At 46.7% G+C, this 17,193-nt stretch carries 14 protein-coding genes and 1 rRNA gene; 10 read left to right on the top strand and 5 right to left on the bottom strand.

The features are described 5' to 3' along the window. Nucleotides 1-97: ribosomal RNA gene (locus BUB37_RS11890) — 16S ribosomal RNA — on the bottom strand; the annotation flags it as partial. 730 nt (nt 98-827) lie between these two features. Between BUB37_RS11890 and thrS the strand changes: the two genes are divergently transcribed. The 4 genes from thrS (at nt 828) to rplT (ending at nt 4,092) form a co-directional block, all read left to right on the top strand. After that, nucleotides 828-2,768: a threonine--tRNA ligase gene (thrS, locus tag BUB37_RS11885; RefSeq protein WP_072993905.1), complete on the top strand. Its 1,941-nt coding sequence runs from the start codon at nt 828-830 to the stop codon at nt 2,766-2,768. 31 nt (nt 2,769-2,799) lie between these two features. Beyond that, nucleotides 2,800-3,354: a translation initiation factor IF-3 gene (gene infC, locus BUB37_RS11880; RefSeq protein WP_094766703.1), complete on the top strand. Its 555-nt coding sequence runs from the start codon at nt 2,800-2,802 to the stop codon at nt 3,352-3,354. A gap of 106 nt (nt 3,355-3,460) precedes the next feature. Next, nucleotides 3,461-3,658, top strand: coding sequence for a 50S ribosomal protein L35 (gene rpmI / locus BUB37_RS11875; RefSeq protein WP_072993899.1), 198 nt, complete (start codon nt 3,461-3,463; stop codon nt 3,656-3,658). 89 nt (nt 3,659-3,747) lie between these two features. Then, on the top strand, nt 3,748-4,092 hold the full coding sequence (gene rplT, locus BUB37_RS11870) for a 50S ribosomal protein L20 (RefSeq protein WP_072993896.1): 345 nt from the start codon (nt 3,748-3,750) through the stop codon (nt 4,090-4,092). A gap of 53 nt (nt 4,093-4,145) precedes the next feature. Here the strand turns inward: rplT and BUB37_RS11865 are convergent, their stop codons facing one another. Beyond that, entirely contained in the window at nt 4,146-4,568 is a 423-nt protein-coding gene (locus BUB37_RS11865) for a secondary thiamine-phosphate synthase enzyme YjbQ (RefSeq protein WP_072993893.1), read from the bottom strand. A gap of 98 nt (nt 4,569-4,666) precedes the next feature. On the opposite strand from BUB37_RS11865, the gene BUB37_RS11860 reads away from it, so the two are divergent. Then, nucleotides 4,667-5,467 (top strand): HAD family hydrolase, encoded by an 801-nt coding sequence (locus BUB37_RS11860; RefSeq protein ID WP_072993890.1) that lies wholly within the window; start codon nt 4,667-4,669, stop codon nt 5,465-5,467. A 14-nt stretch (nt 5,468-5,481) separates the two neighbouring features. Here the strand turns inward: BUB37_RS11860 and BUB37_RS11855 are convergent, their stop codons facing one another. From BUB37_RS11855 to BUB37_RS11845, 3 genes are all read right to left on the bottom strand, one after another. Further along, nucleotides 5,482-5,802, bottom strand: coding sequence for a hypothetical protein (locus BUB37_RS11855; protein WP_139278106.1), 321 nt, complete (start codon nt 5,800-5,802; stop codon nt 5,482-5,484). Between the two features lie 80 nt (nt 5,803-5,882). After that, nucleotides 5,883-7,925, bottom strand: a complete 2,043-nt coding sequence (locus BUB37_RS11850) for a hypothetical protein (RefSeq protein WP_072993883.1) — start codon at nt 7,923-7,925, stop codon at nt 5,883-5,885. A gap of 30 nt (nt 7,926-7,955) precedes the next feature. After that, nucleotides 7,956-8,921, bottom strand: coding sequence for a helix-turn-helix domain-containing protein (locus BUB37_RS11845; protein WP_072993880.1), 966 nt, complete (start codon nt 8,919-8,921; stop codon nt 7,956-7,958). 122 nt (nt 8,922-9,043) lie between these two features. Between BUB37_RS11845 and BUB37_RS11840 the strand changes: the two genes are divergently transcribed. The 5 genes from BUB37_RS11840 (at nt 9,044) to BUB37_RS11820 (ending at nt 17,160) form a co-directional block, all read left to right on the top strand. Beyond that, nucleotides 9,044-11,458, top strand: coding sequence for a TonB-dependent receptor (locus tag BUB37_RS11840; protein WP_072993877.1), 2,415 nt, complete (start codon nt 9,044-9,046; stop codon nt 11,456-11,458). Between the two features lie 21 nt (nt 11,459-11,479). Next, nucleotides 11,480-12,871, top strand: a complete 1,392-nt coding sequence (locus BUB37_RS11835) for a hypothetical protein (RefSeq protein WP_072993874.1) — start codon at nt 11,480-11,482, stop codon at nt 12,869-12,871. Nucleotides 12,872-12,955: 84 nt separating this feature from the next. After that, nucleotides 12,956-14,458: an ankyrin repeat domain-containing protein gene (locus tag BUB37_RS11830; RefSeq protein WP_072994045.1), complete on the top strand. Its 1,503-nt coding sequence runs from the start codon at nt 12,956-12,958 to the stop codon at nt 14,456-14,458. Nucleotides 14,459-14,465: 7 nt separating this feature from the next. Further along, nucleotides 14,466-14,963 (top strand): DUF2271 domain-containing protein, encoded by a 498-nt coding sequence (locus BUB37_RS11825; protein WP_072993870.1) that lies wholly within the window; start codon nt 14,466-14,468, stop codon nt 14,961-14,963. 4 nt (nt 14,964-14,967) lie between these two features. Beyond that, nucleotides 14,968-17,160 carry a PepSY domain-containing protein gene (locus BUB37_RS11820; RefSeq protein WP_072993867.1) on the top strand — a complete coding sequence of 731 codons (2,193 nt, stop codon included), beginning with the start codon at nt 14,968-14,970 and terminating at the stop codon, nt 17,158-17,160. The last annotated feature ends 33 nt before the right edge of the window (nt 17,161-17,193 follow it).

Here is a 17,193-nt window from a genome sequence, read left to right as displayed (position 1 = left end):
GCCGGCGGAGTGCAAGCACTCCCCGCTGCCCCTCGACTTGCATGTGTTAGGCCTGCCGCTAGCGTTCATCCTGAGCCAGGATCAAACTCTTCATCGTTGATTCGTATATAATTTCGCGCCAACGCCGATAAAGTCCTCCCGGCCCCGTCTCTCTATCTGTGTTCCATTCTTTTTGTTCCAAAATACTTATATGGTAGCTCGCCTGTATATCCCTCAAAACGGATATCGGCTCGCTATCGTCTCTACAGTATGTCAATGAACTTCTTATTCTCTTTTTCAAAGGACCTTCCCGGTCCCCAATCTTACCCGATCGACCGACATTTGTATGCCGTATGTCTCTCAAAGCGGGTGCAAATATAAGAGGGTTTTTTGAATAAAAAATAGCAAACGCGATTTTTTTTGATCTTTTTTTACCCCCTTTCCGACAACCCACTATCAATAAGGCAATTATAAAAATTATTTTTTTTCGAAAAGAGCATTAAATATAATTCTAAAAATTCAATTGGGCAAATTATTTTATCGGAATGCTTCCAACAAGAAGTTCCCAAGTTGTCCGGACACACTCCCCCTCCCCTCCCGATCCGTGTACGACAGTGTACCCCATACCGCCCAAGGAAGCAAAGGCAAGGCCATTCCGAACAAGGCATATCCAAGTCCTGCCCGCAACGACTACCGGCCAATCGGAAAAACCATTAAATACCGCACCTTTAGCGCAACATCAGTATAATAAAGGAAGAAGTATCGAAATCAATCCATTAAAACAGCACTTCATATTGTACGCCTAACAAGGGAATACTATCTTTGCCTCCTATTTTTACAAAAACACCATGATCAACATTACCTTGCCCGACGGCACAACCAAGGAATTTGAAAGCGGCAGCAGACCGATCGATGTCGCCAAAAGCATAAGCGAGGGACTCGCCCGCAACGTAATATCCGCGAAGTTCAACGATACCATTGTGGAAACCGTCACACCATTGACCGAAGACGGGCACTTGATCCTGTACACCTGGAACGATCCCGAAGGCAAAAAGGCGTTCTGGCACTCTTCGTCGCACATCGTCGCCCAGGCACTCGAAGAACTATACCCGGGTATCAAGCTGACCATTGGCCCGGCAATCGAGAACGGTTTCTACTACGATGTTGATTTTGGCGACCGTACCATTTCGGAAAAAGACTTTCCGGCCATCGAAAAAAAAGCCCTGGAAATTGCCCGCGGCAAACACGATTTTAAAATGCGGCCCGTCTCAAAAGCCGAGGCCCTGTCATTATATAAGGAGCAAGGAAACGAATACAAGGTAGAGTTAATAGAGAACCTCGAAGACGGAAGCATTACCTTTTGCGACCACGACACCTTTACCGATCTGTGCCGGGGCGGCCACATTCCCAACACGGGCATCGTAAAGGCCATAAAAATACTGAACGTTGCCGGTGCCTACTGGAGAGGCGACGAAAACAACACGCAACTTACCCGGGTCTACGGCATATCCTTTCCCAAGCAAAAGGAACTGACCGAATACCTGGCCATGATCGAGGAAGCCAAGAAAAGGGACCACAGAAAATTGGGCAAGGAACTGGAGCTTTTTACCTTCTCAAAAAAAGTGGGACAAGGTTTGCCCCTGTGGTTGCCCAAGGGAGCCGCCCTGCGCGAACGTTTGGAGCAATTTTTGAAAAAGGCACAGAAAAAGGCCGGCTACGAAATGGTGGTTACCCCACACATAGGCCAAAAGGAACTTTATGTAACCTCGGGCCACTACGCCAAATACGGCGAAGACAGTTTCCAACCCATCCACACGCCCAAGGAAGACGAAGAGTTTTTGTTGAAACCGATGAACTGTCCGCACCATTGCGAGATCTACAACGCAAAACCCTTTAGTTATCGCGAACTCCCAAAACGCTATGCCGAGTTCGGCACCGTATATAGGTATGAGCAAAGCGGCGAACTGCACGGACTAACGCGGGTTCGCGGTTTTACCCAAGACGACGCCCACATTTTCTGCACCCCGGAACAACTCGACCAAGAGTTCAAGGCCGTTATCGACCTTTCGCTCTACGTTCTGGGATCTTTGGGCTTCGAGGATTTTACGGCCCAAGTTTCGGTACGCGACCCGAAAACCCCTGAAAAATATATAGGCTCGGTCGATAACTGGGAAAAGGCGGAGGCCGCCATCATCAATGCGGCCAAGGAAAAGGGCCTTTCCTATATAATCGAAGAAGGCGAAGCGGCCTTTTACGGGCCCAAATTGGACTTTATGGTCAAGGACGCCCTTGGAAGGCAATGGCAGTTAGGTACCATTCAGGTCGACTACAACCTACCCGAACGCTTTGACCTTACCTATAAGGGCAGTGACAACGAGCTTCACAGGCCGGTAATGATCCACCGGGCACCCTTTGGCAGCATGGAGCGCTTTATCGCCCTTTTATTGGAACATACGGGAGGAAATTTCCCGCTTTGGCTCATTCCCGAACAGGCTATCGTATTGCCCGTGAGCGAGAAACATGAAAAATATGCACAAAAAGTTTTAAATTCCTTAGAAAATAACGAAATTCGCGCCCTCATTGATGACAGAAACGAAACTGTTGGAAAGAAAATACGGGAAGCGGAAATGAACAAGATACCGTTTATGCTGATCGTAGGGGAAAATGAAGAACTTTCAAACACGATTTCGGTTCGCAAGCATGGAGGAGAGGATTTGGGTTCCATTTCCATTGAAACCTTTACCGACTTGGTAACTAAAGAAATAAATAGTACCTTAAAGTCGTTTTAAAAAAAATTGTTTAACTAAAAAAGCATAAGTCATAGCAATACGAAAAAGATTTAGGCCCCAACCTAGACGGGAGAACAAGAATCCCCATAATATCAATGAAAAAATACTCGCTCCCGAGGTCAGGTTGGTGGGCGACAATGTTGAAGTTGGCATCTACCCCATTCGAAAAGCGCTTGATATAGCGACTGAAATGGGATTGGATTTGGTAGAGATTTCCCCCAAGGCTGCACCCCCCGTGTGCAAGATCATGGAGTACAAAAAATTTCTCTACGAACAGAAAAAAAGGGAAAAGGCCATGAAGGCCAAGGCCTCGAAGGTAGTCGTAAAAGAAATACGCTTCGGCCCCAATACGGACGACCACGACTATGAGTTCAAGAAAAAGCATGCCGAGAAGTTTTTGTCGGAAGGTGCAAAATTGAAGGCATATGTTTTTTTCAAGGGACGTTCGATAGTTTATAAGGACAAGGGCGAGATCCTGCTTTTAAGGTTGGCCCAAGATTTGGAAGAACTGGGAAAAGTAGAACAATTGCCCCGATTGGAAGGAAAGCGAATGACGATGTTCATCGCCCCAAAGACAAAGAAATAACGAAGCGGCCCCGACCGGTCGATCGTATGACCATATACTGAACGCTGCCCATAACCATCGGGCGGCGTTTAGCATGAAAAGTGAGATAATCAATAAATAGGAAAAAATGCCTAAACAAAAAACGAAGTCCAGTGCCAAAAAGCGTTTTAAGCTTACCGGTACCGGAAAGATCAAAAGAAAGCACGCTTTTAAAAGTCACATTCTTACGAAGAAGACCAAAAAGCGCAAGCTAAAGTTAACACACGATACCCTTGTCCATAAATCGGACGAGAACAGTATCAAAGAACAATTGTGCTTAAAATAATTGTTCGTCAGGTAATTTATTAACCATGGAGTCGGGCCTTATACAAAGTGTGTAATCAATACACCGCCTGCTACAAAAATTTAAACATTATGCCAAGATCAGTAAATGCAGTTGCTTCAAGAGCCAGAAGAAAAAAGGTGATGAAGCAAGCCAAAGGTTACTTTGGAAGACGTAAAAACGTTTGGACAGTAGCCAAAAACGCGGTAGAGAAAGCGATGCTTTATGCCTACCGGGACAGAAGAAACAAAAAAAGGACCTTTCGCGCCCTATGGATCACACGTATCAATGCGGGTGCACGTCAACACGGACTCTCCTACTCCCAATTCATGGGCAAGGTGAAAGCCAATGGAATTGAATTGAACCGTAAGGTTTTGGCCGATTTGGCCATGAACCACCCGGAAGCGTTCAAAGCCATCGTAGACAAGGTAAAATAGTTTTAAGAACATTATCTCACTTTAAAAATCCGGTTCAAACGAGCCGGATTTTTTTATACCCCATACGCACTTATCACCAAATTTCTCGACCAGGCCCCATTTCGGTGCTCGCACAGGTAAATTCCCTGCCAAACCCCGAGGTTCAACCTACCCTTGGTTATCGGTATTTGCACCGAAGCCCCCATCAAGGAGCTTTTTATGTGGGCCGGCATATCATCGGGACCTTCATAGGTGTGTATATAATACGGGGCGTTCTCAGGCACCATTTCGTTCATATGGCTTTCAAAATCTACCCGTACGGAAGGATCTGCGTTTTCGTTAATGGTAAGGCTGGCAGATGTATGCTTGATAAAGACCTGCAACATCCCCATATCTATCTCTTTGATCTCTGGGAGGGCATCCAATATTTCGTGGGTAATCAAATGGAAACCCCGTTTCTTGGCCTTAAGCGAAATTTGTCTTTGATAAAACTTCATACGAAACCCTTCTTTATATCAAGAAACCGTAAAACTTCATAAAACTACGTTATTATCACCTGATAAAAAATACCTTTGTGGCTTCAAAATTGAATTTAATGGACCTATCCCAAATAAAAATGGTCGTCTCCGATATGGACGGCACCCTGTTAAACAGCAATCATGAGGTAAGTGCGCTTTTTTTCGAACTGTTCGAAAAACTGCGCGAAAGGAACATCTTGTTCGTTGCGGCCAGCGGCAGGCAATACCACAGCATCATAGACAAACTCGAACCCATTAAGGACGAGATCGTCGTCATCGCCGAAAACGGGGGCTTCGCCCTCCAAAACGGCAATGTCTTGGTATCAACTCCCCTGGAAAACAGGGCCAAGGAAAGGGTGCTCGACCTACTGGCCCAGATCGAAAACATACACCCCGTCCTCTGTGGGAAGGACAAGGCCTATATCAGAAACGACTCGAAGGCATTCGAGAACAAGCTCAAGGAATACTACGCCGAGTACGAGGTGCTTGACAGCCTTAGCGGGCACCAGGCCGAAATCTTAAAGATAGCCATATACCACAACGAGAGCTCGGAGAAGTACATCTACCCAAAAGTGGCCCACCTCGAAGGCGAATTAAAGGTAAAGGTTTCGGGAGAAAACTGGGTCGACATCTCCAGTCCCGACGCCCATAAGGGCCATGCCCTGAAAAAAGTACAGGAACTGAACGGAATAAGTCCGGAAGAAACCATGGTTTTCGGCGATTACAACAACGATTTGGAGATGATGGCCTTGGCCAAGTTCAGTTTTGCCATGGAAAACGCGCACCCCAACGTAAAGGAGGCCGCCAATTACCTTACCACAAACAACGATAATTTTGGGGTGGAACGCATTCTTGAACAACTGATAAATGCCCGTTGATGCCCGAACCCAGGTTATTCCACAAAAATACTTGCCTCGATGGACGCATAGTTGTAGACGGATAGATTTATGGTCTCCTCCAGTATTATACTCGAGTTTGGGGCTATTTTCCTATAGATCCGTTCGTAATGGCCGATTTCGCGACCTTCTTGGGTCTTCACCATAAAAAAGACATTATGGGTTTGGGCCGATGGCAGAAAGATATCACCTCCCCGGTTCATTACTTCGTACTCTACCTTTATTGAATTCGTCTCCCCTTGCACTTCCCGTACGTGTAAAACCCCCACCTCCAATTCAAAGTCCACCGATTGGGTGTCGTGGTGTGTTGGAGACATCTCATACCCTTGGTAGACCAAGGTCCCGCAAGCATTCATTGCCACGGCCCAAAATAGGCCCCATATGTATCGAAACCTCCTCATTTGACAAACAAGGCCAAAATATTGGCCACTCTCCGGTCATCGTGCAAATTACCGTACCTTGCCCCTATTTCATCTTCATCGGCCCTGTACAGTTCATAATAAACCTTTATCTCCTTATTCAAGGATTGAAGGGCACTGTGATGAAGATGCCGTTTTATTGAGGTATCGGCAACAAAGAGGGATATATAGGTTTTCTGATATTTCTTGAAGAGCTGTTTAAACAACTTGGGGTTGGCCCCATAACACACCTTGTCCCCCGAAGAAAGCTCGTCGAGCAAGGTTTCCAACAAAGGAAGGCTTATAAGGGTTTCGTCATTGACCAGCAGCATCTTATCGCAGAGCAAATCCATATTCTTGTCAAGTGCCCTCTTATCTTCCTTTTCATCGCCATGCCACTTGTGCATGACGACCAAAAGCTTATCCAAAATCTTCTGCATCTCGTCCCAGTCGTTGTAGGACTCCTTGTTCAGCGATACTTCCTTGTTATACACATCATAGAAATCGATAAGGTCTTGCGCTATTTTTGTCGCTAAGACCTTCTCATCTTCTTGAAGTACGGCCAAATCGAGGTATTTGAGTTCTTCGGACTCCTTTGCCGCACGATTGAATACCTCTACGTAATACGCGTCCGTCCGCTCGAAACCTACATCTGCATTGCCCCTTTCACTAAACTTATGCCCCAATCGCCTTAGCTCTTCCAAATATTGATAATGCCCCAAAATTTTACTCAATAGGTAGGCGCGGTTCTGCCGTAATTGAAGACTGGATTCCGGTATTCTCGCCCTATTGGTCCCAAGAAGGTGTGGGCGATAGTTTTCGTAGTGCACATGATCCGGGTTATGTGTACCCCGAAACCCGACTTCGTCCAAGGGCCCAGGTGTATCGGTTCCGAAAAATGCCCTTCGCGCAGCCATTTTTTCTTCGGGAAGTTGCTTCAGATATTTGTAATTTTCCCTATAGTCCAAACCTTCAACTTCCTTGTATACGCCAAGTGCCTTTTCATAGGCGCCAAGCGCGTGGTAAGCCCCACAAATATTGGCCAATAGGCCCCAAACCACTTTTACCTGCCTTTTGTCGCGGCGATCGTATTTCGATATCTCTTTACGCCAAAAATCGATTTTTGGAAGCAGCAAGTCCTCCATATCCTTCTGATAATCCGCTCCCAATTCTACATCGGACAAGCTTTTTAAATCTTCGATCGAAGCTTGTATACCGCTAAAATCAAAACCTTTTTTCTTCTTGAAGGTATAGACATAGAGCGACTCCTTTTTACGTCTCAAATCGAGGACATCCTGCAAATACGCCACAAGTTTATAGCGTAGGGGTCCGGAAACGGCCCCGTTCGCTTCGGCCATATAGTTCTCCACATTGTCCATAAAATGGGCCTTGGTCAATTCCAAAGCCTTTTTTTCACTTGTAATGGATTTATTGTTGTGGACGTTAATTGTATATAAGGTGTAATAATCTTCCAGTATTTTCTCGTGTAAAAGCCGCCCCCGGGCATCGGTAATTTCGATTTTTATACCGCTATGGAGTTTTAACTCGCCCTTATACCTGTACTCCTCACTGCCTGGGCCTTCCTTACTCCTAAATGTCGAAATCTCCAAAACGCTGGGCTCAGGGGCAAGAAAGACCTTTATACCCGCCTCATGTATCGGAACGGTTTGATACGACCACAGATCGAGGGCCTTTACCAAACCTGAAGGAATGGTGATTTTGCCCTTGTCCGATTTCAAAAAAACCAACTTATCCCCATTCCCATACATCAAGGCCGCAGATATAGTCAGGGGTTTCTCATCGATCGAAAAACCGATTTTATTAGATGCGGTACGTATTAAGGGATAGTTCCAAGCGTAATAGTAGATCGCCCTTTGTTTGGGGTTTTGCCCCAAGGAAGCAAAAGACCCCATTAAGAGCAACAGATAAAAAGCGATGTTTTTCTTCAAAATAATTCCGTTTTCAATAAAAACGGAAAAGGAATAAAAATATTGAAGGATGGGGCCCGCCGCCTTTATCTTATAGCCCTTTTTGCCCTCCATTAGGAGCCCTCATCGGGCTTGCCCTACCAGTTATTGTGAGGAGAGCAAGGCACTTGGCAGGTAGCCCATCGTTTTCTTGAACGCCACCGTAAAATGTTGGGGATTCGAATACCCTACCTCGTAGGAAGCCTGGGCAATCGAATAGTCTTTCTCAAGAATCAATGAACTGGCCTTTTCCATACGCGTTCGGGTAATGTATTTGAACACAGTGGTCCGATGTACTTTTTTAAAGGTACTTTTTAGTTTTGTGGTATTAAAACCGGCTATCTCGGACAACTCTTTGATCGTCAGCTTTTTTTTGAGATGCTTTTTGATATGCTTCACCACCCTTTCCATTGCCTCCCGGTCCGATGGCGACAGTTGTTCCTTCATTTCGTCGGCGCCAGCCTTCCCCCTACCCAGAAACAGGTCGATCAGCAACAACTTGGTCTTCGAAGCCAGGTAATTGCACTTTGCCCGATCCCGATGCGGGCAGTCAAGGATTGCGAAGAGTTCCTTCTTCATCTCCCGGGAAATCGACCGGCTCGTTTTCCACAGCACATCCGCCCTCTTCCCGGGAAACTCGAAAAATTGTCCATATACCGATTCCTGTGACTTGCCCAGCAGGTCTTCTACGAACAACCTCGTAAACAGCACCTCTACCAAGACGACCCTGTCTTCCCCAAAGGTCTGAATCTTCTTTTTGGCCGGCCATTGCAGCAGGTTATAGGCACCCTCTTGCAAAACCACCGGGTAGCCTCCGCCTTCCCGGACGTAGGTACAGCTACCTTCCAAAACAAAATGAACACCATAACACGCATCGGGGGTTACCAAGGCCATCCTTGCATTGTGTTCGGGCAGAAGTCGCCGTACGTAAACGGTAGCCCCCTCTAGCCGTACCTCGTAGTGCTCCCCCTCTACGGCCCCGGTCTCGGTTTCGTATCGATACCCGATAGCCGATGTCTTTGCAACCCCGTTTACGGTATGTTCGATCGTGCTCGTTGGGCCTGTCTTCATTTGTTCCTTTTTCGTTGCTAAAACTTCCTTTTGCGTTATTGCAGCCCGAAATCCTAGATTAGATTTGCAAAGTTATTTATTTAGACTAAATCTTAATAAAAACAACCGGCTTTTTTACGACTATGAAGAACATTTTTACGCTTATCACCCTCATATCGCTCGTTTCTGTCCAAGGCCAAGACGTTTTTGGCACCCTATCGGGCAGGGTAAGCGACACCTCGGGAAATCCCCTCCCCTATGCCAATGTAGTGATAGAAGGCCTGAATCTGGGAGTACTGACTGACGATAGTGGCTTTTATACCATTGACAAGGTGCCTTTTGGCAGACATACCTTGGCCGTTTCCTTTATAGGTTACGGCAAGCGCTCGACGACGGTCGACCTTGGCGAAGAAGCGCGCACCGTCAAAATTGATTTTACCCTTCAGGAAAACGTTGAAAACCTCGACGAGGTAACGGTAAACGGAAAATCGCACAAAACGGAACTGGAGACCAAAGGTTTTGCCGTAAACGCCATAACCACCAAAGAAGCCAGTTTACGAAATATCCAAACCAACGAATTGCTGAACACCACCGTGGGCGTAAAAATACGGCAAAACGGGGGGCTGGGATCTGAGGTACAATACAGCTTAAACGGCCTATCGGGTCGATCTGTAAGTATATTTATAGACGGCATTCCCATCTCCATTTACGGCTCCTCCTTTAACCTAAACAGCATTCCCCCATCAATGATCAAGAATATCGAGGTATACAAGGGGGTTGTGCCAGGACATTTATCCAGTGATGCCGTAGGCGGGGCCATTAACATCGTGCTTCATAAGGGGGCCGAGAACAACTTGAACGCCTCCCTTTCATACGGTTCGTTCAACACCTTACAGACCCATTTGAACGCCACCTACCGCATGGAGAAATCGGGGTTTACCGTAAAGGCCTCCGCCTTTCACAATTACTCCGACAACGACTATAAAATTTCAGGTAGGACCATTGTCGATATTGCACCCAATGGCGTAGAAACCCCCATCGTGGCGCGAAGGTTTTATGATGCCTACCGGTCAACCGGGGGCATGGCCCAAGTCGGCTATACCGATGTCAAGTGGGCCGATCAATTCTTGGTCGGTGTTACTGCCTCCGATGAATACAAGGAAGTACAACACGGTACCTTTGTGACCAAACTGCCTTACAAGGGCCGCTTTTTGGAATCGGATGCCCTGCTGGGCAATCTGACCTACCGAAAGAAGGATCTTTTTGTAAAGGGACTTGAGCTCAACATCAACGGGGTGTACGGTAAGCGCAACCGCATCGTAAACGATACCGTTGCCCAGGCCTATAGTTGGACCGGGGAAAGAAGAATCGGGTTTGATGGCGAATACCTCGATTACATCTGGGACTCCCAAAATGAAAACGGCCCGACACTCGCCAAAATAGAAAGAAAGGTATCCTCGGTTCGTTCGGGTCTATCGTACGCCATCAACGACAATCACAAAATACTGGTAAACCACGTATTTAGCGGTATTGACCGGGAGGATAGCGACGAAATGATCTCCTTGCTCGAGAACACCTTTCAGCAAACAAGCGATTTGTATAAAAACATCATATCGTTAAGCTACGAACTCAATGCCTTTGAGGATAAGCTAAAACTCAATGCCTTTGCCAAACACTACCTCCAAAAGGTTCTAAACACACAACCTGTGTTCAACGAAGACAACACCGAGGTTATAGACGAAGTTTACAATAGCAAGGTAGATTATACCGGATATGGCTTTGCCACTTCCTACACCCTTGTGCCCACCGTCACCTTATTGGCCTCGGCCGAAAAGGCCATCCGTTTGCCCAGTGAAAATGAAGTCTTTGGGGATGCGGGGGACAACTTGCTTCCCAACCTGGGCATTAAGCCGGAAACAAGCGACAACCTAAATATAGGATTTCGACTTGGTAAGTTCAACATAAACAAACATGGCCTTACCCTAGGTGCCAACTTCTTTGCGAGAAACATTGAAAATAGAATTGGCTTGCCCGCCAATGCCGATGCCCTTAGGGACAGCGACGAATTTGTACAATATACCAATTTGGAGAATACGGCCGAATCGAAGGGAATTGAGGGAGAGTTCGACTATTCCTACGGCAATAACCTTGGGTTTAACTTCAACATTACCCGAATGAGCCTGACCACGGTAAACTCCGGGATAGAAACCGATGTACCAAATGTGCCCTTGTTTACCATGAACGCCAGCTTGCGATATAGCCTGCATGACTTTATTCAGGCCAAATCACAGCTGAACCTGTTCTATAACGCCTACTATACCGATGAGTTTAGCTACAAATTCTCGGCAGGAACCAATACTGCAGGGGAAGAGGAATTTCTAATTCCGGAACAGATTGCCCACGACTTTGGATTGAGCTACACCTTCCCCAAAAAGAACTTTGTATTGAGCTTTGATGTCAAGAACATTTTTGACCAAGCCGTATACGACAACTTGTCGGTACAAAAACCGGGAAGGGCCTTTTACCTAAAACTGAATTACACAATAAATAATTTTTAATTATCCAAAATAGATTCTATTATGAAACGACCTTTATTCAACTTAAAATCGTACGCCACCGCGTTATTTGCCATAGGTCTAATGACCGCCTGTAGCAGCGATGATAACTCCGTAACTCCGGAACCAGAACAAGAGGAAGAGCAAGGAAACGAGGAGGAAGCGGCAGATTCAAGATGGATTACCGTTGCCGGGGCCAAAATGGGCGAAAACCCGGGTGATGGAAATGGTGGAACCTTAATTTATTCCGTAACCAGCGAAGAGGCCAAAGACCCAACAGTACAAATAGACCCGTTTAACAACGGCTTTGTGGCCCCTTCCAATAGAACCGCAAGATTACAAGCTTCGGAAGACGGCAATACCATCTTCAACATCAGCTATGCAGGCGATACAGGAGGCAATTACACGAAATACTTGGTAAACGGCGGCAATGATTTCGAACCGACCGGTTCCGAGATCAGCATCGCCCCTTACGTAGGTACCGCCCCACGATGGATCAAATTATTCGATGGGGACAAAACCGGGGCAGCCGTTTATGTGTCGACGGAACATCAAGTGGACGACAACGATACCCCTAAGGATGTAACCGACGACAACTACCTATATACAAATTCGACCATTGGCGTGGTTACCTTAGACTTGGTAGATTCTCAAATCAACAACTTTCAAGAGCATGTTATTACCCTAAGCGAAGAAGAATCAGCTGCCGGTTATTATATATCGAGGATCGATATGCCCGTTCTCAATGAAGCCGGGGACAAACTCTATATCGGCGCCCGTGTCAGCAAGGTAGACCCCGAAACCTTGGAAAGCGATAGTGACTTTGAAATTTTGGGTTCAAAAACCATTGTCTTGGATTATCCTTCCTTGTTAAACCCTACTATAATTACGTCAACCGTAGGCCATGGAAACACAAATGGATACCGTAGCATCAATGCTTTTCTATATGACGGAAGCGTTTACCAAGCCAACCAGGGCGATCCCGAAGGTTCCCATATCCTCAAAATTGGATCGGACAACCAATACGACGATTCGTATGTATTCAATTTGGATGACGCCCTAGGGGTCGAAGGTGCCTATATATTGGCCTGGAGGCCGGCAGGGAACGGAAAGGGCGTTCTGGCCTATCGCCATGATGGATCGGAAGAAGGTATTTCCGGTAGGGGACAAAGCTTTTTTGCCTTAGTGGATTTAAACGCAAAAACCGCAACCAAAATAGACGATATCCCTTATGAAGTAGATTTTGAGTTGTTCCAATACCAAGGCTTTGCCGTGGACGGAAACGAAATCTACCTTACGCAGGCACCCGTCGGAAAAGATGGAAACATTTACATCGTGGATACCGAAACCGGTGAGGTGACCAAGGGGGCCCAACTGATCAATGCGGAAGGAAGCCACTTTATCGGTACATGGTAATGCGATCCAACATTATAATCACAACCATTATCGGGTCTACGGCCCGGTAATGGTTTTATCCATTAAAGCCTTAATACTATGAACATGAAAACAACTATCGTCAGAACCCTTGCCTTGGTGCTCGGCCTCGCCCTTGTTTCCGTAAGTGGCATGGCACAGCGCAACGCCCCGCGAGACCCCAATCCTTTTTTGAATAGGGACTATTGGGAAAAACAACCTAGCCTTGAGGCCATTCAGGCCACCATGAAGGAAGGCCATTCGGTAACCCAAGCCAACAGGGGCGGGTTTGATGCGGTTACCTTTGCCATTTTTGCAAAAAACCCGATCCCTACCGTTCAATTTTTATTGGACCAGGGCAACGACATCAACAAAAGGACCCACGATTCACGTACCTATGTTTTTTGGGCGGCATCGAGCGGCCATCTTGATTTGGTACGGTACCTGATCGAAAAAGGATCGAAATTAGACCTGGTAGACTCCCACGGTTACGGTCCAATTTCCTTTGCAGCCGCGACCGGGCAACAGGACACCGCCATCTACGATGCCTTTATCGCAGGGGGTGCCGATATAACCGAAAAGGACCACCACGGCAAAAATGCGCTGCTGGTAGCTGCAGGAAGGGCCAAAGACCTTAAATTGATAGATTACTTTATCGGTAAAGGTTTGGATATCAATAGCACGGACGACCATGGCAACGGTATTTTCCACTATGCCTCACAAGGTGGGAACATCGATGTGCTCAAGCAGCTGGTCGAACGCGGTATTCCAACCAAAAAAAACGAGGCCACGGGCGAGAATGCCATTTTCTTCGCAAGCAAGGGCAGGGACATCTCGATCGAATTGTACCAATACTTGGAAAGCCTGGGGCTGAACGCCAATGTAAGGACCAAGGAAGGCCTTACCCCCTTGCACAACCTGGCCAGATCCTCGAAAGACCTGAAAGCCTTTGATTACTTCGTAGAAAAAGGGGTCGATCCAAACGCTGTCGACGCCGACGGCAATACGGCCCTGTTGATCGCTGCCGAAAGAAACAATCTTGAAGTCGTAAGCTATTTTGCCGAAAAGTCGAACGACATCGACCATTCGAACGGCAAAGGGCAAACGGCCTTGGCCCTAGCCCTCCAAAACAACTCCGCCGACGTTGTGTCTTACCTGATTTCCAAAGGTGCCGATGTTCATGTCAAGGATGGCAAAGGCAACAACCTGGCCTCCTATCTTATGGGCAGCCGGGGAAAACCACGTGATTTTGACGCCAAGGTGGCCGCATTGAAAGACAAAGGCTTCGATTTTACCCGCTTACAGGCCGACAATAGCTCGATATGGCATTTGGCCGTTTCAAAAAACAACCTCGAAGTACTGAAGAAAGTGAGTGCATTCGGCGCCGATATCAACGGCAAGGACAAAGACGGAAACACCCCCTTGCACTATGCGGCCATGAAGACGGAAAACGCGGAAATCTTAAAGTATTTGATAGCGGAGGGGGCCGACCTCAAGTCCACTACCGAATTTGGTGAAACCGCATACGACCTGGCCAGCGAGAACGAGTTGTTGGCCAAAAACAAGGTGAACCTTCAATTTTTAAATTAAATATTCCATGAAACCCAAAATATTCAAATTAGCTGCCGTTCTAGTACTGACCACCTTGGTCCTAGGCCTGTTTTCCTTTGTAAAAGAACCGGAGGTCAGTTATAAATGCATGATCCAAATGACCAACTACACGGGCGAAAAGGCCTATGTCGTGGTCTCCTTGATCAACCCTGAAGGGGAATACGAAAAGACGCTTTACATTCAGGGCGATGATCGGGAATGGTTTCCCGACTTAAAAAACTGGTGGAAGTTCAGCAATGGCTCCGGTGAGAATGTGGATGCATTATCGGGGGCCACCATTGGCAACGGGGAACGAAACATTATTTCCTTGGGCTTTAGCGCCTCGCATATCGATGCGGGCTACAAAGTTCGTTTTGAGTCGGCCGTAGAGAACCAGGAATATTATGCCGTTGATGCCGAAATCGAACTGAATTCGGCCACCCTTACCGAAAAAGTAGAGGGGCAAGGTTACATCCGCTATATAAGAATGGTGCCTAACAGATAGTTTTATGATGGTATCGGTATGGAGGTATAGCCATTTATTATTTGCCATTGCCTCCTCTGTATTTCTTTTGGTCGCATCGATCACCGGGGTTATTCTTGCCGTAGAACCCATTTCCAACAAAATGGAACCCTACAGCGTTCCCGGGGCCGATGAACTTTCATTGGCACAGACCTTGGGCCATATCAACGAGAACTATGGGGAGGTATTGGCAGTCATGCGTGACCGAAACGGTTTTGTAAGCGTTACGGCCATTGTCGAGGGGCAAAACCAAACCTTTTACATCGATCCATTTACAGGTGAAAAATTGGGCGACCTTATCCATAAAAAACCGATTTTCCAATTTGCCACCAACCTGCACCGTTCGCTCTTCTTGAAATCGACCGGGCGCTTTCTCATCGGACTGGCCTCCTTTTTACTCATTCTCATCAGTATTTCGGGTATAGTGCTCATTGCAAAGAGACAAGGGGGCTACAAGCAATTCTTTGCGCCTGTTGTTCGCGAGAACTTTTCCCAATACCACCATGTGGTATACGCAAGATGGGCCCTAATCCCGCTTTTAATATTAGCGCTGACGGGAGTATACCTTTCCTTGCTCCGGTTTGATGTTATACCCAATTCCAACGTTTCGTTGCAAGTTGATTTTGATTCCATTCAAGAGGAACCTGTAAAAGAATACACGCAATTCGACCTGTTCAAAAACACGCCCCTATCCGAACTTCGTGAACTGGAATATCCCTTTTCCGAATTTGTAGAAGACTATTATATCATCCGGTTAAAGGACAGGGAGGTATATCTCAACCAAATTACCGGGGAAGTTCTTGCCGAAGAAAAATACCCAGCCCTTCAGGTCATGACTTCGTGGGCAAGGGTTTTGCATACGGGAGAAGGAAGTATCATTTGGTCCATCGTACTCGGTTTCGGAAGCTTGGCCATCCCTTTTTTAACCGTAACGGGCTTTATCGTATACTTCAAAAGGCCTAAAACCAAGATTAAAAATGCATACGGGAAACATGAAAGCGAATATATGGTCTTGGTAGGTACGGAGGGGGGTACGACCCTACAATTTGCCCAAGAATTGCACAAACAACTGTTGGCGGCCGGAAAAAAAAGCCATTTGGCACTGATGAACGCCTACGGCCATTTTAAAAAAATGGAACATTTGGTAGTCGTTACAGCTACTTATGGACAAGGGGAAGCCCCTGCGTCGGCGGAAAAATTCATCGAACGGGTCGGAAAACATCGACAGAGACAGGCTTTTGACTTTAGTGTGGTCGGTTTTGGCTCTACCGCCTATCCCAATTTCTGCCAGTTTGCCTACGAAGCCCACGAGGCCCTGAACGACTCTGCGAACAGTACTGCCCTACAAGAGGTCTTTACCGTCAACGACCGATCTTTCGAGGCCTTCAACAACTGGTCCGATACATGGTCTAAAGAAGTGGGAGTCACCCTCCATCTGGAAAAACCAAAATCGACCCTAGGTCCAAAACCGGAATCTACCTTTAAGGTAATCGATAAAATCGAACTTCCCGAAGACGACACCTTCCTTTTAAGTCTAAAAAACCTAAACGGGTCTAGGCCTGTTTCCGGGGATCTATTATCCGTAATACCGGCCGAAGGTGCCCGTGAGCGATTGTATTCCATTGGCAAGGTCAACGACACCTTGGTAATCAGCATCCGAAGACACGAAAAAGGATTATGCTCCAACTATCTTCACCAGCTGGCACAGGGCGAAAAACTCACCGCCCGTGTCGTAGACAATAGAAACTTCCATTTTCCAAAGCAGGCCAAAAAGACCGTGTTCATAGCAACGGGAACGGGCATTGGTCCCTTTTTGGGAATGATACAGGAGAATGTGAAAAAAAGGGAAATCCATTTGTACTGGGGAGCGCGAAAAAGGGAGGCTTTCAATCTATACAAAGATTATATTGAAACGGCCCGGCGAGAGGGGAAACTAACCGCCTTTAAAACCGCCTATTCCCGGGAAAATGGGGAAAAAACATACGTGCAGCACTTGGTTCGCCAAGACAAAACCTTGTTTTTGGACGTCTTAAAAAGCAAAGGGTGTATTATGATTTGCGGCTCCATAGCCATGCAGAAGGAAGTCTTACGGGAACTTCAGGTGCTGAGCAAGGAACATCTCGGCAAAGATCTTAGCCATTACCAAAACCGCAAGCAGATTAAAATGGATTGTTACTGAACGACCGCGACATGGATCGGGGCACCTAAGTAT

It is taken from the genome of Pseudozobellia thermophila (genome assembly GCF_900141855.1).
Classification (GTDB): domain Bacteria; phylum Bacteroidota; class Bacteroidia; order Flavobacteriales; family Flavobacteriaceae; genus Pseudozobellia; species Pseudozobellia thermophila.
This window is presented reverse-complemented; position numbering and strand designations above follow the sequence as displayed.